Source organism: Streptomyces sp. NPDC051180, from assembly GCF_040689545.1.
In the GTDB taxonomy this organism is placed as follows: domain Bacteria; phylum Actinomycetota; class Actinomycetes; order Streptomycetales; family Streptomycetaceae; genus Streptomyces.
Window position 1 is genome coordinate 25,206 of the sequence record NZ_JBFBBC010000016.1, and the last position, 20,603, is coordinate 45,808.

Below are 20,603 nucleotides of genomic sequence, written 5' to 3' on the forward strand. Positions count from 1 at the left end.
ACGCGGGGACGACGCCAGGGGGTGGCAAGAACGGCAAGGCAGCAAGGCAGCAAGGCAGCACGGCAGCACGGCAGCACGGCGGGGCCGACACGCCCGGCGAAGCAGGGCCGGGCGACGCGCGACAGAGCACGACAGAGCACGGCAGGACGAGACAGGGACACGGGAAGGACGAGGAGGTCGACATGACGATCAAGGTGTGGCTGGGCGAATGGTGGCGGGCACGACGGGCGGCGCCGCGCCGCGACGAGGGAATGACCACGTCCGAGTACGCGATCGGGACGATCGCCGCAGCGGCCTTCGCCGCGGTGCTCTACAAGATCGTGACCAGCGAGACGGTCTCGGGAGCCCTGGAGTCGATGATCGGCAAGGCCCTCGATGCGCCGTTCTGACCGGGGTTTCGTGACCGTCGAGGCGGCGATGGTCCTGCCGGTCCTCGCGGTGTTCACGGTGACCCTGCTCTGGGCCCTCGCCGCGGCCGCCGCGCAGATCCGCTGCGTGGACGCGGCGCGGGCCGGAGCGCGGGCGGCGGCCCGCTCGGAACCCCCGGCTTCCGCCGAGGCGGCCGCCCGGGCCGCCGCGCCCGAGGGCTCCCGGGTCTCGGTGACGCGCGACGGCGACCTGTGGCGCGTGGCGGTCGAGGTCGCCGCCCCCGGCCCCGGGGGCATGGGCATCACCCTGCGGGCCGGCGCGGCCGCCCTCGCCGAGGACACCCTCGGCGCGCCCCCTGAGGACGCGCCTCCTGAGGACGTCCCTCCGGCCGGTCCGCCTCAGGCCGGTCCGCCTCAGGCCGGTCCGGCTCAAGCCGGCGAGCCTCCGGGTGTCGGAGGTGCCGAGTGACGGCGGGCGGTCCGCGGTCGCGAGGGGAAGCCGTCGGCCCTGACGGGAGACGAGACCGAGGGCGGGACCGAGAGCGAGGGCGGGACCGAGACCCAGGCCGGGACCGAGCCCCAGGCCGGGGCCGAGCCCCAGGTCGGGACCGAGACCGAGGCCGGGATCGGGGTGCTGCGACCGTCTGGGCGGCGTTCGGGGCGTGTGCGCTGTGTGTGGTGTTCGGGGCGGTGCTTGCGCTCGGGCAGGCGGTCGCGGCCCGGCACCGGGCCGGGGGCGCGGCCGACCTGGCCGCCCTCGCGGCGGCGGACCGTGCCCTGTGGGGCGAGGCCGAGGCGTGCGCCGCCGCCACCCGGGTGGCGGCGGCGCAGGGCGCCGAGCTGGCGGGGTGCGCGTTGCGCGGCGAGGTCGTGGAGGTGACCGCCCGGGTCGTGCGGGGCCCCTACCGGCCGATGGTCAGGTCGAGGGCGGGCCCGTCGGCGCCGCTGGTGCTTCCGGGCCCGTCGGGGTCACCGGGGCTCCGGGGGCCGGCGGGGCTCCCGGAGCTTCCCGCCTCGCCGCCTCCGGGGTTTCCGGTGTCGGCGGGGTCGGGCGGAGGAGTTCGGTGAGGAGACGGACGGCGCCGCGCTTGTGGAGGGGGTCGTTGCCGTTGCCGCACTTGGGGGACTGGATGCAGGAGGGGCAGCCCGCGTCGCACTCGCAGGAGGCGATGGCCTCGCGGGTGGCGGTGAGCCAGGCGCGGGCCGTGTGGAAGGCGCGCTCGGCGAAGCCCGCGCCGCCCGGGTGGCCGTCGTACACGAAGACGGTGGGCAGCAGGGTGTCCGGGTGGAGCGGGACGGAGACACCGCCGATGTCCCAGCGGTCGCAGGTGGCGAAGAGCGGGAGCATGCCGATGGAGGCGTGCTCGGCGGCGTGCAGGGCGCCCCCGAGGATCTCCGGGGTGATCCGGGCGGCGTCGAGCTGGTCCTCGGTGACCGTCCACCACACGGCCCGGGTGCGCAGGGTGCGGGGCGGCAGGTCGAGCTTGGTCTCGCCGAGGACCTCGCCGGTGATCAGCCGTCGGCGCAGGAAGGAGACGACCTGGTTGGTGACCTCGACGGAGCCGAAGCAGAGGCGGCCGGCTCCCCAGGGGATCTCGGTCTCGGTGTCCAGGACGGCGATGGAGGTGGTGTCGCGGGCGGTGGTCGAGTAGGGCGGGACGGCCTCCTCGACGAGGGCCACGGAGTCCTTGAGGTCGAGCTCCCGCACCAGGTAGGTGCGGCCCTGGTGGAGGTGGACGGCGCCCTCGTGGACGGCGCTGTGGGAGGCGGCCTCGTCGACCGTGCCGAGCAGCCGGCCGGTGCCGGACTCGACGATCCGCACGGGGCTCCCGCCGCCGCCCCGGATGTCGGTGAGGTCGGCGGCGTGCTCGCGGCGGGTCCAGTACCAGCCGGTGGAACGGCGGCGCAGCAGCCCGGCCCCTTCGAGCTGGGGCAGCAGGCCGGGGGCGGCGGGGCCGAAGAGGGCCAGGTCCGGCTCGGTCAGGGGCAGCTCGGCCGCGGCGGCGCACAGATGGGGGGCGAGGACGTAGGGGTTGTCGGGGTCCAGCACGGTCGATTCGACCGGTTGTTCGAAGATGGCCTCCGGGTGGTGGACCAGGAAGGTGTCCAGCGGGTCGTCGCGGGCGATCAGGACGGCCAGGGCCCCCTCGCCCGATCGGCCGGCGCGGCCGGCCTGCTGCCACAGGGAGGCCCGGGTGCCCGGGTAGCCGGCGATCAGGACGGCGTCCAGGCCCGAGACGTCGACGCCCAGCTCCAGGGCGGTCGTGGCGGCCAGGCCGAGGAGCTCGCCGGAGTGGAGGGCCTGCTCCAGGGCCCGCCGCTCCTCGGGCAGGTAGCCGCCCCGGTAGGCGGCGACCCGGCGGGCCAGCGCGCGGTCGGTCTCGGCCAGCCGCTCCTGGGCGATCACCGAGATCAGCTCGGCGCCGCGCCGGGAGCGGACGAAGGCGACCGAGCGGACGCCCTGGCGGGTGAGGTCCGTGAGCAGGTCCGCCGTCTCGGCGGTGGCGGTGCGCCGCACCGGCGCGCCGCGCTCGCCGTGCAGCTCCGTGAGCGGCGGCTCCCAGAGGGCGAAGACCAGCTCGCCGCGCGGGGAGGCGTCGTCGGAGACCTCGGTGACCGGAAGCCCGGTGAGGCGGGCTGCGGCGCGCGCGGGCTCGGCCGAGGTGGCGGAGGCGAGGAGGAAGACGGGTTCGGAGCCGTACCGGGCGCAGATCCGGCGCAGGCGGCGCAGCACCTGGGCGACGTGGGAGCCGAAGACGCCCCGGTAGGTGTGGCACTCGTCGATCACGACGTAGCGCAGGGCGCGCAGGAAGGAGGCCCACCTGGGGTGGGAGGGGAGTATGCCCCGGTGGAGCATGTCGGGGTTGGTCAGCACGTAGTTCGCGTACTGGCGGACCCACTCGCGTTCCTCGACCGGGGTGTCGCCGTCGTAGACGGCGGGGCGGATCCGGTTGCCGAGCGGGGCGGCCAGCTCCCGCACGGCGCGCCGCTGGTCGGCGGCGAGGGCCTTGGTGGGCGAGAGGTAGAGCGCGGTGGCCCCGCGTCCGTTCGGGGCCTCGGAGCCGTCCAGGAGGGTCGTGAGGACCGGGGCGAGGTAGGCGAGCGACTTGCCCGAGGCCGTTCCCGTCGCGATCACCACGGATTCGCCGTCCAGGGCGTGCTCGGCGGCCTCCGCCTGATGCGCCCAGGGGTGCTCGATCCCGGCCTCGGTGATCGCCGCGATCACCTCCGGACGGATGCGGTGCGGCCAGACGGCATGACGACCCTCCCGGGCGGGCATGTGCTCCGTATGGGTGATGCGCGAAGACCGGCTCCCGCCCGCGGCGAGCCGGTCGAGGACCACGCCGGGGGAGGGGCGACTGCCCGTGTCCCCGGCCGGTCGACTGGGGCGCTGATTCTTGGCCATCGGCACCGAGTGTGTCACTGCCATGACGGACAATGCTTCCAAGGCGTCGTGCATGGCTGCTGGTAAGTGATTGAATGCCATCGCGGCTGGCGATCAGTTCCCTGGCTCCGCCCGGGAGGCCCGAGGGGGCGATCGCCCGATAGCAAGGTGCTGGAGGATCCGTGGACCTGTCCCTGTCGACTCGCAATGTGTCCGGCGCTGGTGGCGACCGTACGGTCGTCGAGGTCGGTGGCGAGATTGATGTGTATACCGCGCCCAAGCTGCGCGAGCAGTTGGTCGAGTTGGTGAACGACGGCAGCTACCACCTGGTCGTGGACATGGAGGGCGTGGACTTTCTCGACTCCACCGGCCTCGGTGTGCTCGTCGGTGGCCTGAAGCGCGTCCGCGCGCACGAGGGATCGCTGCGCCTCGTCTGCAACCAGGAGCGCATTCTCAAGATTTTCCGGATCACGGGCCTCACCAAGGTGTTCCCGATCCACACCTCGGTCGACGAGGCCGTCAACGCCGTCGACTGAGCCCAAGGGGGTTCGCATGGCCACCGTTGAACTCCGCTTCAGCGCTCAGCCCGAGCACGTCCGCACGGCCCGCCTGGTGGCGGCCGCCGTGGCGCGCCGGGCGGGCGTGGACGAGGCGGTCCTCGACGAGGTGCGTCTCGCCGTCGGTGAGGCATGTTCCCGCGCGGTCGGGCTGCACCGCAGCAACGGCGTCACGACCCCCATCCGGGTCGTGCTGACCGAGGAGGAGAAGACGTTCTCCATCGCGGTCGGCGACGAGGTGCCGGGCGCGGGGGTGGCGGCGGCCGATGCCGCCGGTGTCCCCGGCGCACGGGCCGCGGCTCCGGCCGAGGACTTCGACGACGCCGACGGCGAGGACGAGATGGGGCTCGCGGTGATCCGCGGGCTCGTCGACGACGTCGAGGTGAGTGCCGGCCAGGACGGCGGCACCATCCGGATGAGCTGGCCGGTGAGTCCGGCGGACGTCCTGTCCTGACGCGGAGGCCGCGGCCGAGCGTGTGAGACGGGCCGTACGGGTGAGAGCACCGGTTGTCCTGTGAGAAGAGGCCCCGCATCGCGGGGCCTCTTCTCTTGTGCGGCTTCTCTTGTGCGTCCCGCGACGCCCCTCCGGTGTCGGCCTCGGCGCGCCCCGCCCCTGTCGGCCCCGCGGCTCGGGCTCCGTGGCCGCCCCTCCCCGTCGACACCGTGCTCGGGCTCCGTGGCCGCCCCGTCGGCGCCGTGCTCGGGCTTCGTGGCCACCCCACATGCCGAAGGACCCGGCCGCCGCGTCCCACCGCCGCCGTGCGTCGGTGTCGGATTGGTGCATCCGCGCGGGGGGCTTCGCCGGGTCCCCGAATGAGGGGGTTCGTCTCCCTATGATCCGTCCCCATGTACCCCACCACCCTCGCCGCCGCGGTGCTCACGAGCGGGAACCGGACGATCGTGATCGTCGTCGCCGCCGTCGCCCTCACCGCGCTGGTCGTCGCACGGCTCCTCGTCCGCCAGGTGCTCGCGGCAGGGCAGGGGACCGAGCGGATGCGGGAGATCGCGGGCGCCGTGCAGGAGGGCGCCAACGCCTATCTGGCCCGGCAGCTGCGGACCGTGGCGGTCTTCGCCGTCGCCGTGTTCCTGCTGCTGATGCTGCTGCCCGCGGACGACTGGTCGCAGCGGGCCGGCCGCTCCCTGTTCTTCCTGGTGGGGGCGCTCTTCTCGGCGACCACCGGCTACATCGGCATGCGGCTGGCCGTCCGGGCGAACGTGCGGGTCGCCGCGGCGGCCCGGGAGGCCGCCCCCGCGCCGGGCGTGCCGGAGAAGGACCTGACGGAGATCGCGCACAAGGCCACCCGGATCGCGTTCCGTACGGGCGGGGTCGTGGGCATGTGCACCGTCGGCCTCGGGCTGCTGGGGGCGTCGTGCGTGGTCCTCGTCTACGGCGCCGACGCGCCGAAGGTCCTGGAGGGTTTCGGTCTGGGAGCCGCGCTCGTCGCCATGTTCATGAGGGTGGGCGGCGGGATCTTCACCAAGGCGGCCGACGTCGGCGCCGACCTGGTCGGCAAGGTCGAGCAGGGCATCCCGGAGGACGACCCGCGCAACGCCGCCACCATCGCCGACAACGTGGGCGACAACGTCGGCGACTGCGCGGGCATGGCGGCCGACCTGTTCGAGTCGTACGCCGTGACCCTGGTCGCCGCGCTGATCCTCGGGATGGCGGCCTTCGGCGACGACGGCCTCGCCTTCCCCCTGATGGTTCCGGCGATCGGCGTGGTCACGGCGGTGATCGGCATCCTGGCGGTCTCGCCGCGGCGCGCCGACCGCAGCGGCATGAGCGCGATCAACCGGGGGTTCCTCGTCTCGGCGGTGGTCTCGCTCGTCCTGGTCGCCGTCGCGGCCTTCGCCTACCTCCCGTCCTCGTACGCGGCCCTCGAAGGCGTCACCGAGCCCGGCATCCGCGGTCACGACGGCGATCCGCGGGTCCTCGCGCTGGTCGCGGTCGCCCTGGGGATCGTCCTCGCCGCGCTCATCCAGCAGCTCACCGGCTACTTCACGGAGACGAGCCGGCGGCCGGTGCGGGACATCGGGAAGTCCTCCCTCACCGGGCCCGCCACGGTCGTCCTCGCGGGCGTGGCGCTCGGCATGGAGTCCGCGGTCTACACGGCCCTGCTCATCGGGCTCACCGTCTACGGGGCGTTCCTGCTCGGCGGCGCCTCGATCATGCTGGCGCTGTTCGCGGTCGCGCTCGCCGGGACGGGCCTGCTCACCACCGTCGGCGTGATCGTCGCCATGGACACCTTCGGCCCGGTCGCCGACAACGCGCAGGGCATCGCGGAGATGTCCGGGGAGGTCGAGGGCGCGGGCGCGCGGGTCCTCACCGAACTCGACGCGGTCGGCAACACGACGAAGGCCATCACCAAGGGCATCGCCATCGCGACGGCCGTCCTGGCCGCCTCGGCGCTCTTCGGCTCGTACCGGGACACCATCGCGACCTCGGTCGCCGACGTCGGCGGGCGGATCGGCACGGCGGACGCGCTGACGCTCTCGATGGACATCTCGCAGCCCAACAACCTCTTCGGGCTGATCCTCGGCGCGGCGGTGGTCTTCCTCTTCTCGGGGCTCGCGATCAACGCCGTCTCGCGGTCGGCGGGGGCGGTGGTCCACGAGGTGCGGCGGCAGTTCCGCGAGCATCCCGGGATCATGGACTTCACCGAGAAGCCGGAGTACGGGCGGGTCGTCGACATCTGCACCAAGGACGCGCTGCGCGAGCTCGCCACGCCCGGGTTGCTCGCGGTGATGGCCCCGATCGCGGTCGGCTTCACGCTCGGCGTCGGTCCGCTGGGCTCGTACTTGGCCGGTGCGATCGGCGCGGGGGCGCTGATGGCGGTCTTCCTGGCCAACTCCGGCGGTGCCTGGGACAACGCGAAGAAGCTGGTCGAGGACGGCAACCACGGCGGCAAGGGCAGCGAGGCGCACGAGGCGACGGTCATCGGGGACACGGTCGGCGACCCGTTCAAGGACACGGCGGGACCGGCGATCAACCCGCTCCTGAAGGTGATGAACCTGGTGGCGCTGCTGATCGCGCCGGCGGTCGTGCAGTTCGGTTACGGCGACGACGCGAACGCCGGTGTGCGGGCGGCGGTCGCGGTGGTCGCGGTGACCGTGGTCGTCGCCGCGGTGCGGGTCTCCAAGAGGCGTTCCGTGGCCGTCTCCTGACGTGGCGTCCGTCTCATTCCCGGGCGTTTCGAAGACGATCGTGTCGCATATCGCTTGGTTCAAAAGGTTGCAATATCGGACGAATCAGTCGCACGAAAGGTGGAAGTAGCCCGTTCGGCGTGTATGTTCCGGGGCCGAGAGCCTTGGAAGGGACCGATCCGTTGAACAAGAAGCTTGCGGCCGCACTGTCCGGCGGCGCGGTACTGGTGCTCGCGCTGTCCGGTTGCAGCGACGACGAGGGCGACAAGGTGGGTGACTGGGCGAAGACCTTCTGCGACCAGGCCAAGCCCCAGATCCAGAAGCGCGCCGACGCCCACCAGATCATCATCTCGACCGCGGCGGACAGCAAGCCGGCCGAGATCCAGACCGCCGACTCGAAGGCGTTCCAGGACATCGCCGACGCCGACCGGGCGCTCGCCAAGGCCGTCGAGGCCGCCGGCGCCCCGCCCGTCGAGAACGGCGAGAAGGTCCAGCAGGACGCGATCAAGGAGCTCAACGCCACCGCGGTGGCCTACGAGGGGCTCAAGAAGCAGGTCGACGCGCTGGACCCGACGAACCAGCAGAAGTTCGCCGACGGCCTCCAGAGCGTCGCCGACGGGCTCACCAAGATCGAGAAGATGGACCAGAACGCCCTGTCCAAGCTGGAGGAGGGCGAACTCGGCCAGGCGATGGCCAAGCAGCCCGGCTGCCAGAAGCCGACCGCCTCGGTCCCGCCGAAGAGCACCGCCTCCCCGAACTCCGGCTCCGACGCGTCGGACCAGGGCGCGGACACGGCGGGCACGGACTCCGGCGCCACGGACCCGGCGAAGAAGGCCACCCCCAAGCCGACCAAGAAGACCACGGAGTAGGAATCGGGGCCCCGCGGGCCCGGTGGCGGCGGCGGTCGCCCGCCCGCCGCCGGGTCGGCGGCCCGGATGCCGGTGGCGGCGGTCACAATGGAGCGGTGAGTACGACCAGCCTGCCCCCCCGCCTCCCGGTGCCCGCGCACGCCGCCCGTCTGCGCGAGGCGCTGCTCGCCGCCGGCTTCACCGCCGACGGACTCCTCGACCTGCTCGGCGCACCCGCCTACTCGGCGCTCGCCCGCAGCGAGACCGTCCCGGCCCTGCGCGCCACCCGCGGCGACTCGCCGCTGGAGGTCCTCGTCCGCCTCTTCCTGCTCCAGCGTCCCGTCGGGCACGGGGCCGCCGCCGCGGCGCTCCCGCTCGACGAGGCCCTCGACGACGGCTGGGTGGTCCGCGAGGACGACGACGTCCTCGCCACCGTCGACATCCGGCCCTACGGCGGCCCGGACGGCGAGGACTGGTTCATCGTCTCCGACCTGGGCTGCGCCGTCGGCGGGGCCGGCGGCATCGGGAAGAAGGACGAGGGCGTGGTCCTCGGCGTCGGCGGCGCCTCCACCACGCTCGCCGGCATCACGGTCCGCACGGCGGTCTCCTCCGCGCTCGACCTCGGCACCGGCTCCGGCATCCAGGCGCTGCACGCCGCCCAGCACGCGACCCTGGTCACCGCCACCGACCTCAACCCGCGCGCCCTGGACTTCACCCGGCTCACGCTGGCCCTCTCCGGGGCCCGCGAGGCCGAGCTGCTGACCGGTTCGCTCTTCGAGCCCGTCGACGGCGACACGTACGACCTGGTCGTCTCCAACCCGCCGTTCGTCATCTCCCCCGGCGCCCGGCTCACCTACCGGGACGGCGGGATGGGCGGCGACGACCTGTGCCGCACGCTGGTGCAGCAGGCGGGCGAGCGGCTCAACGACGGCGGATACGCCCAGTTCCTCGCCAACTGGCAGCACGTGGAGGGCGAGGACTGGCAGGAGCGGCTGCGGTCCTGGGTGCCGCGCGGCTGCGACGCCTGGATCGTCCAGCGCGAGGTCCAGGACGTCACCCAGTACACCGAGCTCTGGCTGCGGGACAGCGGCGACCACCGCGGGGACCCGGACGCGTACCGGGTGGCGTACGGCCGCTGGCTCGACGAGTTCGAGGCGCGCGGGACGCGCGCGGTGGGCTTCGGCTGGATCACGATCCGGCGGAACGACGCCGTGGCCTCCGGGGCGGTCGAGCCGGCGATCCTGATCGAGGAGTGGCCGCACCCGGTGGAGCAGCCCCTCGGCCCCACCGTGCGCGCCCACTTCGAGCGCCAGGACTACCTGCGCACCCGCGACGACGCGGCGCTCCTCGCCGACCGGTTCACGCTCGCGCCCGAGGTGATGCAGGAGCAGGTCGGGCTGCCGGGCGCCGAGGACCCCGAGCACGTCGTGCTCCGGCAGAACCGCGGGATGCGCCGCGCCACCAAGGTCGACCACGTCGGCGCCGGGTTCGCCGGCGTCTGCGACGGCACCCTCAGCGCCGGCCGCATCCTCGACGCGATCGGTCAGCTGATGGGAGAGGACCCGGTCGTCCTGCGCGACCGCACCCCGCAGGCGATCCGGCTGCTCGTCGAGGAGGGCTTCCTCCTCCCGGCCGGCGCGGAAGGCCCCGGGGAGCAGGGCGCTTGATACGGATCGAGCTGGACGAGGCATCGCTGGGGGCGACCCGGATCGCGGTCAGCCCCCTGCGCGACGCGTTCTGCTCGATGCACCTCGCGCTGCCCTGGCGCCACCCGTCCTGGCCGTACCGGGAGTGGGTGGGGCAGGCGCGCGAGGTGTGGCGCGAGGACGACCGGCTGCGGCCGCTGTGGGACCTGTTCGCCCAGGGGCGCTACGACGTCTCCGACTTCCTGCTGCCGCGGCCGTTCGGCACCGTCCACGTCCACGAGGAACTGGCCGCCCTGCGGTCCACCGACCCGGTGTTCGTGCGCGAGCAGGTGGCCGCCTGCTACCCCGGCATGGCCGACGCGCCCTTCCTGCGGCCCTACCTGGAGGACCCGGAGGCGGCCTGCGCGGCGCTCGCCGACGCGTACGCGGCCTACTGGGAAGGGGCGATCGAGCCGTACTGGCCGACCATGCGGCGGCTCGTCGAGGACGAAGTGCTCGTCCGCGCCCGGACGTTCGCGACCGAGGGCGTCGACGCGCTGTTCGCCGGCCTGGAGAGCCGGGGGCGGTGGCAGCCGCCCGTACTCGAACTGACCAAGCACGTCGACGCGGTGTACGCGCCGGGGGAGCGGCGCCTGGTCCTCGTCCCGCTGGTCTTCGCCGAGGGCTGCCGGCTGTACTCGACGGACGACCCCGAGGTCTTCGCGCTCAGCTTCCAGGCCAGGGGCGCCGCCGCGCTGCGCGAACCCCCCGAGCCCGTCGCCGAGGACCGGCTCGGGCTGATGCTCGGCCGCGGCCGGGCGGCCGTCCTGCGCGAACTGGGCGGCCCCCTGACCACGGCCGGCCTCGCCGACCGGCTCGGCCTCGCGCCCAGCACGGTCTCCGAGCACCTGTCGGTGCTCTCCGAGGCCGGGGTGGTCACCCGGCACCGCGTCGGCCGCTCGGTCTACTACCAACTCACCGACACCGGACGCTCGCTGCTCGCCCTGCTCACGGGGCAGGACGTGCTCGGCGCCGTCGCGTGAGGCCGCGGGCCGACGATTCGGGAGCCCCCGAATCGTTGGCCCCGCCCTCCCGCCGGCTCCTACCGTCCGCCCCATGCTCGCAATCGAGGCGGACGCGCTGCGCCGCACCTACACCAGCAGGACCGGATGGCCGAGGCCCCGGCGCACCGAGACCGAGGCCGTGCGCGGGGTCACCTTCGAGGTGGCGCCCGGGGAGCTGTTCGGGCTGCTCGGGCCCAACGGCGCCGGCAAGACCACCACCATCAAGATGCTCAACACCCTGCTGCTGCCGACCTCCGGCACGGCCCGGGTGTTCGGCCACGACGTGGCCCGCGACCCCGTCGCCGTACGCCGCAGGATCGGGTACGTCTTCGGCGGCGACCGCGGCCTCTACGACCGGCTCTCCGCGCTCGACAACCTCCGCTACTTCGCCGAGCTGTACGGCGTCGCGGCCCGCGACCAGAAGCGGCGCATCGCCGAACTCCTCGACCTGGTCGGCCTCTCGGGGCGCGAGCGGGAGCGGGTCGAGGGGTACTCGCGCGGCATGCGGCAGCGCCTCCACATCGCCCGCGGCCTGCTGCACCGCCCCGACGTCCTCTTCCTCGACGAGCCGTCCATCGGCGTCGACCCCGTCGCCGCCCGCGACCTGCGGCGCACCGTCGCCGACCTCGCCGCGGCCGGCACCACCGTGCTGCTCACCACCCACTACATGGCCGAGGCCGACGAGCTCTGCGACCGGATCGCCGTCATCGCGGGCGGCCGCGTCCGCGCCCTCGGCACCCCCGGCAGCCTCAAGTCCCTCGTGCGGGAGCGGGACGTGCTGGAGATCGAGGCGTACGGCGTCGACGAGGAGCGGCTCGACCGGGTGCGCCGGGTGCCCGGGGTGCGGGGCGTCTCGGCCGAGGACCGAGGCGCGCTCCAGACCGTGACCGTGCAGACCGGGCGCGGCGCCGCCGACCTGCACGGACCCGTGCTGGAGGCGCTCGACGGCGTCCGGATCGGGCGGGTCACGAGCCGCGAACCCTCCCTGGAGGACGCCTACATCGCGATCGTGGAGGAGACGGCGGGGACCATCGCGGCCGAGGGGGCGGCGGCGTGAGGCGCGTCCCACGGCTGCTGCTGGTCGGGGTGCGCACCCACGTCGCGTACATGTCGCGCTCTCCGCTGGAGATCACCTTCGCCGTCCTGGTCCCGCTGGTCTACGCGACCCTGGCCGTCTACCTGTTCCGCGCCGCCGGCGACCCGGACCGGCTGCTCACCGCCTCCGTCGGGGCCGGACTCATGGGCATCTGGGGGTCGGTGCTCTTCGGCTCGGGCGGCGCGGTGCAGAACCAGCGCTGGCTCGGCACCCTGGAGACCCTCGTCGTGGCGCCGACCCCGCTCGCGCTCGTACTGCTCCCCATCACCCTGGCGACCGCCGTCATCGGCACGTACGCGATGGGGGCGACGATCCTGTGGGGCGTCCTCCTCTTCGACGTGCCGCTCGACTTCGTGCACCCGGTGCTCTTCCTCGTCGCGGTCCCGGTCTGCGTCCTGGCGCTGGGCATGACGGGGCTGCTGCTCGCCGCCGCGTTCGTCCTGTTGCGCAACGCCAACGCGCTGGCCAACCCGCTCGACACCCCCGTCTGGCTGCTGTCCGGCCTGCTCGTGCCCGTGACGGTGCTGCCCGTCTGGACCCGCCCGGTCTCCTGGGCGCTGCCCACGACCTGGGGCGCGCGGGCCGTGCACGCGGCGACCTCCGGCGGCGAGGTGGTCGTGCCGCTGCTGGCGGCCGCCGGGCTCGGCGCCGGATACGCGCTGGCCGCCGTCCTCGTCCTCGGCCGGGTGGAGCGCCGGGCGCGCGCCGCGGCCACCCTCGCCCTCACCTGAAAGGCCAGAGAGCCATGTTCCGTTTCCTCGGCACCGCCCGGCTCGTCGTCGTCGGCGGGGCGATCTCCTACCGGGCGCTGTTCAACTGGACCACCCCGCCGATGTTCGTCGGAACCCTGCTGGTCGGGCCGCTCCTCCAGGTGTTCTTCTTCGTCTTCCTCGGCCGCGAGCTGGGTGTCGCCGACGACCGCTTCCACCTCGTCGGGAACGCCGTCCTCGCGGCTTCCGCCTCCTGCGTCTACGGCGGCACGATGGCCGTCGCCAACGAGCGCCGGTACGGCACCCTCGGCGCCGTGCTGCTCTCGCCCCGCCACCGGGTGCCGCTGTGGCTCGGCCGCGCCCTGCCGTACGTCCTCAACGGCCTGTTCGTCAGCGCGTTCGTGCTCACCGCCGCCGCGCTGCTCCTCGGCCTGCCGGTGCCCGCGGGGGCGCTGCCCGGCCTCGGCCTGGTGCTGCTCGTCGCGGCGGGCGCCTGCTCGGCCTTCGGGCTCGCGCTCGGCGCGCTCGGGCTCCGCTTCCGCGATGTGTTCCTCGTCTCCAACGTGGCGAGTTCCGGGCTGCTCCTCCTGACGGGCGCCGCCGTCCCCCGGGAGACGCTGCCGGAGTGGATGCGGACCGCCGGCGAGGTGCTGCCGCTCACCCACGCGGCGGACGCGGCGCGCGGGCTGACCGCGGGGACCGGCCTGGACGGCGCGCTGCTGGGGGCCGAGCTGGCGGTGGGCGCCGGCTGGGGAGTCCTCGCCGTCGCCCTCCTGGGGCTCTTCGAGCGCGGCAGCCGGCGCCGCGCCACGCTCGACACGATGTGACGGGAGGGGGGGAAGGGGTGAGGAATGGGTCACTACCGGCCATCTTCGTGACACCCTCCGGGGCGCCCCGCTGCGTTCACCCGGAGTTCGTGCCCACGACGCCCGGAGGTGCCAGCCTCGGCCCGGGAGACGAACACCGCACGGGGACGGAACGGGGTACGGGCATGGAGAGCGGGCCGGCGATCTTCGCGGGGGCGGCGTTCACGCTGTTCGGAGGCGCGCTGCTGCTGTGGACCACCGTGCGCTCGCTGCACCGTGAACCCGTGGTGTACGGGGTCGCGCCGCGCGCGGCGGTCGCACTGACGGGCCTGTCCGGCGTCGTCTTCCTGGCCCTCGGGCTCTGGTGCTTCGGGCGCCTCTGACCCCTTCCGGGCCCCGCCCGCGCCCCCTCCGGCGACGGCACCTGCCCGAATGCCCGCCCCGCCCGTCCGGGAGTCCGGGCGGCAGGAATGCCAGGACTCGGGTTACCGTTCGAGTGGCCGTTGCGGGCTTTCGCCGTTTGACACGGGGGCGGGTTGTACCGTCACACTCCGCAGCGACGGGAGCGTCACCGTCCGTGCCGCTGTCGTGCGTGCCAGTGCCGTACGTGCCAGAGAGTGTCGACCCCGGAGAGAAGAGCGAAGTTGTCCCCGACCAGCGAGACCGCACCCGGCGGCCGCCGACTCGTCATCGTCGAGTCGCCTGCCAAGGCGAAGACGATCAAGGGCTACCTCGGCCCCGGCTACGTCGTCGAGGCGAGCGTCGGGCACATCCGCGACCTCCCCAGCGGCGCCGCCGAGGTACCGGAGAAGTACACCGGCGAGGTGCGCCGCCTCGGGGTCGACGTCGAGCACGACTTCCAGCCCATCTACGTCGTCAACGCCGACAAGAAGGCGCAGGTCAGGAAGCTCAAGGAGCTCCTCGCGGAGTCCGACGAACTCTTCCTCGCCACCGATGAGGACCGCGAGGGCGAGGCCATCGCGTGGCACCTCCAGGAAGTCCTCAAGCCCAAGGTCCCCGTCCACCGGATGGTCTTCCACGAGATCACCAAGGACGCGATCCGCGAGGCCGTCGCCAACCCGCGCGAGCTGAACCAGCGCATGGTCGACGCCCAGGAGACCCGCCGCATCCTCGACCGCCTGTACGGCTACGAGGTCTCGCCGGTCCTGTGGAAGAAGGTCATGCCGCGGCTCTCCGCCGGGCGCGTGCAGTCCGTCGCCACCCGCCTCGTCGTCGAGCGCGAGCGCGAGCGCATCGCCTTCCGCTCCGCCTCGTACTGGGACCTCACCGGCACCTTCGGCACCGGCCGCTCCGGCGACGCCTCCGACCCGTCGTCGCTGGTCGCGCGCCTGGCGTCGGTCGACGGCAAGCGCGTCGCACAGGGCCGTGACTTCGGCGCCGACGGCCGGCTGAAGTCCGAGAGCGTGCTCCACCTGGACGAGGCGAACGCGCGGGCCCTGGCCGCCGCGCTCGCCGACACCGCGTTCGCCGTGCGCTCGGTCGAGTCCAAGCCGTACCGCCGTTCGCCGTACGCGCCCTTCCGCACCACCACCCTCCAGCAGGAGGCGAGCCGCAAGCTGGGCTTCGGTGCGAAGGCGACCATGCAGGTGGCGCAGAAGCTGTACGAGAACGGCTTCATCACCTACATGCGTACGGACTCCACGATCCTCTCGGACACCGCCGTCGCGGCGGCCCGGGCGCAGGTCACGCAGCTGTACGGCGCCGACTACCTGCCGGAGAAGCCGCGCGTCTACGCGGGCAAGGTCAAGAACGCCCAGGAGGCGCACGAGGCGATCCGTCCTTCGGGTGATCGTTTCCGCACCCCCGCGGAGACCGGTCTAACCGGTGACCAGTTCCGCCTCTACGAGCTGATCTGGAAGCGGACCGTCGCCTCCCAGATGAAGGACGCCACCGGCAACTCGGTCACCGTGAAGATCGGCGGCCGGGCCGCCGACGGCCGCGACGCCGAGTTCAGCGCGTCCGGCAAGACGATCACCTTCCACGGCTTCATGAAGGCGTACGTGGAGGGGGCCGACGACCCGAACGCCGAGCTCGACGACCGCGAGCGGCGCCTGCCGCAGGTCGCCGAGGGCGACGCGCTCTCCGCCGAGGAGATCACCGCCGACGGCCACGCGACCAAGCCCCCGGCCCGGTACACCGAGGCATCGCTGGTCAAGGAGCTCGAAGAGCGCGAGATCGGCCGCCCGTCGACGTACGCGTCGATCATCGGGACCATCCTCGACCGCGGCTACGTCTTCAAGAAGGGCACGGCCCTCGTGCCGTCCTTCCTGAGCTTCGCCGTCGTCAACCTGCTGGAGAAGCACTTCGGCCGGCTCGTCGACTACGACTTCACCGCCCGGATGGAGGACGACCTCGACCGCATCGCGCGGGGCGAGGCCCAGTCCGTGCCGTGGCTGAAGCGCTTCTACTTCGGTGAGGGCGACGGCTCCGGCGCGGGCGCCTCCGGCGGCGCCGCGGACGCCGGGAACGGCGACGGCGACCACCTCGGCGGCCTCAAGGAGCTCGTCACCGACCTCGGCGCCATCGACGCCCGCGAGATCTCCTCGTTCCCCGTCGGCAACGGCATCATGCTCCGCGTCGGCAAGTACGGCCCGTACATCGAGCGCGGCGAGAAGGACCAGGAGGGCTACCAGAAGGCCGACGTGTCGGCCGACCTGGCGCCCGACGAGCTGACCGTCGAACACGCCGAGGAGCTGCTGGCCAAGCCCAGCGGCGACTTCGAGCTGGGCACCGACCCGGTCAGCGGCAACCAGATCGTCGCGAAGGACGGCCGCTACGGCCCGTACGTCACCGAGATCCTGCCCGAGGGCACCCCGAAGACCGGCAAGAACGCGGTGAAGCCGCGGACCGCCTCCCTCTTCAAGTCGATGGCCCTCGACACCGTCACCCTGGACGACGCGCTCCGGCTGATGTCGCTGCCGCGGGTCGTCGGCGCGGACGCCGAGGGCGTCGAGATCACCGCGCAGAACGGCCGCTACGGCCCGTACCTGAAGAAGGGCACGGACTCGCGGTCGCTCACCGACGAGGAGCAGCTCTTCACCATCACGCTCGAAGAGGCGCTCGCGATCTACGCCCAGCCGAAGCAGCGGGGCCGCGCCGCGGCCAAGCCGCCGCTGAAGGAGCTGGGCACCGACCCCGTCAGCGAGAAGCCCGTCGTCGTCAAGGACGGCCGCTTCGGCCCGTACGTGACGGACGGCGAGACCAACGCCACCCTGCGCACCGACGACAGCGTGGAGACGATCACGCCCGAGCGCGGCTACGAGCTGCTGGCGGAGAAGCGGGCCAAGGGGCCGGCGAAGAAGGCCGCCAAGAAGGCCCCGGCCAAGAAGGCGACCGCGAAGAAGACGGCCACGAAGACGGCGGCGAAGAAGACCACCACCGCCAAGAAGACGGCCGCGAAGAAGACCACGACGGCGAAGAAGACGACCACCGCCAAGAAGACGGCGGCGGCCAAGCCGGAGTAGTACCGCACCGCGCGGACGACGGGGGCGGAGACCGGGTGTCTCCGCCCCCGTCGCCGTACCGTCACAGCCTCGTCCTGTTGTTCGGGCGGGGGCCGCGGCGAGGGAGGCCGTCCGGATAGGGTGGACGGATGACGCGAGCAGAGCAGCCAGACCGCGCCGGCGAAGATTCCGACGCCGCCCTCGTCGCGGATTCCCGGGAGCGCGCCGTCAGCGCCCTCTTGCGCCATCAGCCCCTGCGCAGGCTGTGGAGCGCGCACGCGCTCGGCGGTACCGGCGACGTCCTCGCCTTCCTGGTCCTCGTCCTCCTCGGGCTGCAGGCGGCCGTCGCCGCCGGCGCGCTCGGGGGCGGCTACCGGGGCGCCGCCTTCGCCGTGGCCGCCGTCGTCGGCGCACGGCTGCTGGCCTCCGTCGTCTTCGGCGCCGTCCTCCTCGGACCGCTGACCGCGCTCACCGGACCCGGCGGCGCGCTCGACCGGCGCTGGACCATGATCGGCGCCGACGGTGTCCGGATCGCGCTGCTCGTCGCCGCGCCCCTGTGGATCGACTGGACCCCCGACGCGGCCCTCTGGTACCTCCTCGGCACCGTCTTCGTCACCGGCGCGGCCGAACGGCTCTGGACCATCGGCCGCGAGGGCGCCGCGCCCGCGCTGCTGCCCGCCCCGCCGCTGGAGGGCGCCGCCGTCCGGCCGCTCCCCGACCACCTCGGCGCCCTGCGCCGGCTGTCCCAGCGCACCGCCTTCCTCGCCGTCCCGGCCGCGGCCGCGGCCCTGCTCGTCGCGACCCTCGTCGGCAACCTGCTCGGTGCCGGAATCGACTGGTTCTCGCTGCACCAGGCCGCCCTCGGCTCGTACGTCGCCGCCGGGCTCTTCGCCGCCTCCGTCACCGTCGTGTACGCGATGGCGCTGCCCGGCGGGGAGACGCCCCGGCCCCGTTCGCCCCTGGAGGGCCTGCGCCGGCCGACGACCGCCAAGGGCGCCGCGGAGGACGGGAAGCCCGTCCCCGACAAGGGCCGGACCGGCGCCCTGCAGCTGCTCGTCCTGACCTGCGCCACCGTCGCCGGCGCCATCGCCGCCGCCGCGTCCGTCGCCGTCCTCCACGCGTACGACCTCGGCGGCGGACCCGTCACGTACGCCCTCGTGATCCTGGCGCTCAGCGGCGCCACCGCCGTCGGCATCCGCACCGCGGGCTCCGTCCTGCCCGTCCTGTCCCGGCGCCGGCTGCTCGCCCTCGCGACCGCCGTCACCGGCGTGGCCCTCATCGCCATGGGCCTGGTGCCCGACACGGCGACCGTGCTGTTCCTCGCCGTCCTCGCCGGATACGCCGCCGGAGTCGCCGCGAACACCGGCCACCACCTCGTCGACCAGGAGGCCGAGGAGCCCCGCCGGGCGCGGACCACCGAACACCTCCAGGCCACCGCCCGCGTCGGCATCGGCATCGGCGCGCTCGCCGCCCCGCTGCTGGCCGCCGCGATCGGCCCGCACCGCCTCGCCTCCGGCGAGTTCGTCTTCGCGCACGGCGGGGCGGCCTTCACGCTCGTCCTCGTCGGCGCGCTGCTGCTGCCGGTCGCCGCACTCGTCCTCGCCCGGACCGACGACCGCGCCGGCGTCCCGCTCCGCCGCGACCTGCGCGACGCGCTCCGCGGCTCCGACCCGGCCCAGGCGCCCTCCGCGACCGGCTTCTTCATCGCCCTGGAGGGCGGCGACGGGGCCGGCAAGTCGACCCAGGTCGAGGCGCTCGCCGAGTGGATCCGCGCCAAGGGGCACGAGGTCGTCGTCACCCGCGAGCCCGGCGCCACCCCGATCGGCAAGCGGCTCCGCTCGATCCTCCTCGACGTCTCGTCGGCGGGGCTCTCCAACCGCGCCGAGGCCCTGCTGTACGCGGCCGACCGCGCCGAGCACGTCGACTCCCTCGTCCGGCCGGCCCTGGAGCGGGGCGCGATCGTCCTCTCCGACCGGTACATCGACTCGTCCGTCGCCTACCAGGGCGCGGGCCGCGACCTCTCCCCGACCGAGATCGCCCGCATCTCGCGCTGGGCGACGAGCGGGCTCGTCCCGCACCTGACCGTCGTGCTCGACGTCTCCCCGGAGACCGCGAGGGAACGGTTCACCGAGGCGCCCGACCGCCTGGAGTCCGAGCCGCCCGAGTTCCACGCGCGCGTGCGCGCCGGCTTCCTCGCGCTCGCCGCCGCCGACCCCGGCCGCTACCTCGTGGTCGACGCCGGCCAGGAGCCCGAGGCCGTCACCACCGTCGTCCGCCACCGGCTCGACCGGATGCTGCCCCTCTCCGAGGCCGAGGTGAAGGCCGCCGAGGAGGCGCGCCGCAAGGCCGAGGAGGAGGCCCGGCGCCAGGCCGAGGAAGAGGCCGCCCGCAAGGCCGAGGAGGAGCGCCTGGAGCGCGAGCGGCAGGCCCAGCTCGCCAAGCTCCGCGCCGAGGAGGAGGAGCGCAAGCGGCGCGAGGAGGAAGAGGCGCGCCGTCTGGAGGCCGAGCGCCAGGCGGAGGAGGCCCGCCGCCGGGCCGAGGAGGCCCGCATCGCGGCCGAGGAGGAGCGCAAGCGACTCGCGGCCGAGGAGAAGGCCCGCCAGGAGGAGCAGGAGCGGCTCCGCCGGGAGGCCGAGGAGGAGGCCCGGCTGCGCGCCGAGGCCGAGGAACGCCGCCTGGAGAAGCAGCGCAAGGCCGAGGAGGCCCTGCTCCGCGCCGAGGAGGCCCGCCGGATGGCCGAGGCCGCCGCAGCCGCCAAGGCCGCCGAGGAGGCAGCGGCGAAGGCCGCCGCCGAGCAGGTCGCCGCCGCGGCAGCCGCCAAGGCCGCCGCGGAGAAGGCCGCAGCCGAACGGGCCGCGGCGGAGCAGGCCGCCGCCCAGCGGGCCGCCGCCACCCAGGCGGCCAAGCAGAAGGCGGCCCAGGCCAAGGCCGCCGCCGAGAAGGCCGCGGCCGAGCAGGAGCGCGTCGCCGCCGAGAAGGCCGTCGCCGCGAAGACCGCCGCCGAGAAGCGGGCCGCGGCCGAGCGGAAGGCCGCCGAGGAGACGGCCCGGGCGGCCCGCGTCGCCGACACGTCGGCGAACGAGGTCACCGTGGCGACGCCGATCGTGAAGCCGGACGCCCCGGCCGTCTCGCCCGAAGAGATCACCGTGGCCACCCCGATCGTGCGGCCCGAGGTCGACGCGACGGCCGTCCTGCCGACGGTCCGCGAGCCCCGGGACGCCGACGAGACCGCGGTCCTGCCCCCCGTGCGGGACTCCGGGCCCGCGCGCGGCGCCCGCGCGTCCGACCCCGCCGACCGGGTGCCGCCCGGCATCTTCCGCGACGAGCCCGCCGGGAACGCCGTGGACCACGAGCCCGACGGCGCCAACGACCGCACCCGCGAGCTGCCCCAGCTCGACGAGGACGGCAGGCCCCGCCGCCGGTCCGACTGGGCGGAGGAGACCCCGCTCGACGATCTGCCGACCCTCGCGGACGAGCTCTTCGGCCCGCACGAGGACGAGGGCGACGGCCGCCGCCGCTGATCTCCCCCGGTGGGG

The 20,603-nt window shown here is 74.1% G+C and carries 15 protein-coding genes and 1 pseudogene; 15 read left to right on the top strand and 1 reads right to left on the bottom strand.

Annotation, left to right across the window (positions count from 1 at the left end):
- The first annotated feature begins 182 nt into the window (after positions 1–182).
- From AB0424_RS25380 to AB0424_RS25390, 3 genes and pseudogenes are all read left to right on the top strand, one after another.
- Complete coding sequence (locus AB0424_RS25380) at positions 183–389, top strand: DUF4244 domain-containing protein (protein ID WP_366308839.1); 207 nt, start codon at positions 183–185, stop codon at positions 387–389.
- A 10-nt stretch (positions 390–399) separates the two neighbouring features.
- Positions 400–837: a TadE family type IV pilus minor pilin gene (locus AB0424_RS25385; protein WP_366308955.1), complete on the top strand. Its 438-nt coding sequence runs from the start codon at positions 400–402 to the stop codon at positions 835–837.
- Positions 834–1,244, top strand: a pseudogene (locus tag AB0424_RS25390) (Rv3654c family TadE-like protein); the annotation flags it as partial. The gene AB0424_RS25385 and the pseudogene AB0424_RS25390, both read left to right, overlap by 4 nt.
- Positions 1,245–1,284: 40 nt before the next feature.
- On the opposite strand, the gene AB0424_RS25395 reads toward AB0424_RS25390, so the two are convergent.
- Positions 1,285–3,855: a DEAD/DEAH box helicase gene (locus AB0424_RS25395; RefSeq protein ID WP_366308840.1), complete on the bottom strand. Its 2,571-nt coding sequence runs from the start codon at positions 3,853–3,855 to the stop codon at positions 1,285–1,287.
- A gap of 80 nt (positions 3,856–3,935) precedes the next feature.
- On the opposite strand from AB0424_RS25395, the gene AB0424_RS25400 reads away from it, so the two are divergent.
- From AB0424_RS25400 to tmk, 12 genes are all read left to right on the top strand, one after another.
- Positions 3,936–4,289 carry an STAS domain-containing protein gene (locus AB0424_RS25400; RefSeq protein WP_015034520.1) on the top strand — a complete coding sequence of 118 codons (354 nt, stop codon included), beginning with the start codon at positions 3,936–3,938 and terminating at the stop codon, positions 4,287–4,289.
- Between the two features lie 16 nt (positions 4,290–4,305).
- Positions 4,306–4,764, top strand: a complete 459-nt coding sequence (locus AB0424_RS25405; protein ID WP_366308841.1) for an ATP-binding protein — start codon at positions 4,306–4,308, stop codon at positions 4,762–4,764.
- Between the two features lie 392 nt (positions 4,765–5,156).
- Complete coding sequence (locus AB0424_RS25410) at positions 5,157–7,475, top strand: sodium-translocating pyrophosphatase (protein WP_366308842.1); 2,319 nt, start codon at positions 5,157–5,159, stop codon at positions 7,473–7,475.
- A gap of 161 nt (positions 7,476–7,636) precedes the next feature.
- Positions 7,637–8,323: a small secreted protein gene (locus AB0424_RS25415; protein WP_366308843.1), complete on the top strand. Its 687-nt coding sequence runs from the start codon at positions 7,637–7,639 to the stop codon at positions 8,321–8,323.
- Positions 8,324–8,418: 95 nt separating this feature from the next.
- Entirely contained in the window at positions 8,419–9,969 is a 1,551-nt protein-coding gene (locus AB0424_RS25420) for a methyltransferase (protein WP_366308844.1), read from the top strand.
- On the top strand, positions 9,966–10,970 hold the full coding sequence (locus AB0424_RS25425; protein ID WP_366308845.1) for a helix-turn-helix domain-containing protein: 1,005 nt from the start codon (positions 9,966–9,968) through the stop codon (positions 10,968–10,970). The genes AB0424_RS25420 and AB0424_RS25425 overlap by 4 nt, the downstream gene beginning before the upstream one ends.
- 73 nt (positions 10,971–11,043) lie before the next feature.
- Positions 11,044–12,048, top strand: coding sequence for an ABC transporter ATP-binding protein (locus AB0424_RS25430; RefSeq protein ID WP_366308846.1), 1,005 nt, complete (start codon positions 11,044–11,046; stop codon positions 12,046–12,048).
- Entirely contained in the window at positions 12,045–12,818 is a 774-nt protein-coding gene (locus tag AB0424_RS25435; protein WP_366308847.1) for an ABC transporter permease, read from the top strand. The genes AB0424_RS25430 and AB0424_RS25435 overlap by 4 nt, the downstream gene beginning before the upstream one ends.
- A gap of 14 nt (positions 12,819–12,832) precedes the next feature.
- Positions 12,833–13,624 (top strand): ABC transporter permease, encoded by a 792-nt coding sequence (locus AB0424_RS25440; RefSeq protein WP_366308848.1) that lies wholly within the window; start codon positions 12,833–12,835, stop codon positions 13,622–13,624.
- Between the two features lie 164 nt (positions 13,625–13,788).
- Positions 13,789–13,986, top strand: a complete 198-nt coding sequence (locus AB0424_RS25445) for a hypothetical protein (protein WP_366308849.1) — start codon at positions 13,789–13,791, stop codon at positions 13,984–13,986.
- A 261-nt stretch (positions 13,987–14,247) separates the two neighbouring features.
- A complete protein-coding gene (gene topA, locus AB0424_RS25450) occupies positions 14,248–17,088 on the top strand; it encodes a type I DNA topoisomerase (protein ID WP_366308850.1) in 2,841 nt (946 codons plus the stop codon).
- A gap of 128 nt (positions 17,089–17,216) precedes the next feature.
- Positions 17,217–20,588: a dTMP kinase gene (tmk, locus tag AB0424_RS25455; RefSeq protein ID WP_366308851.1), complete on the top strand. Its 3,372-nt coding sequence runs from the start codon at positions 17,217–17,219 to the stop codon at positions 20,586–20,588.
- Positions 20,589–20,603 lie beyond the last annotated feature (15 nt).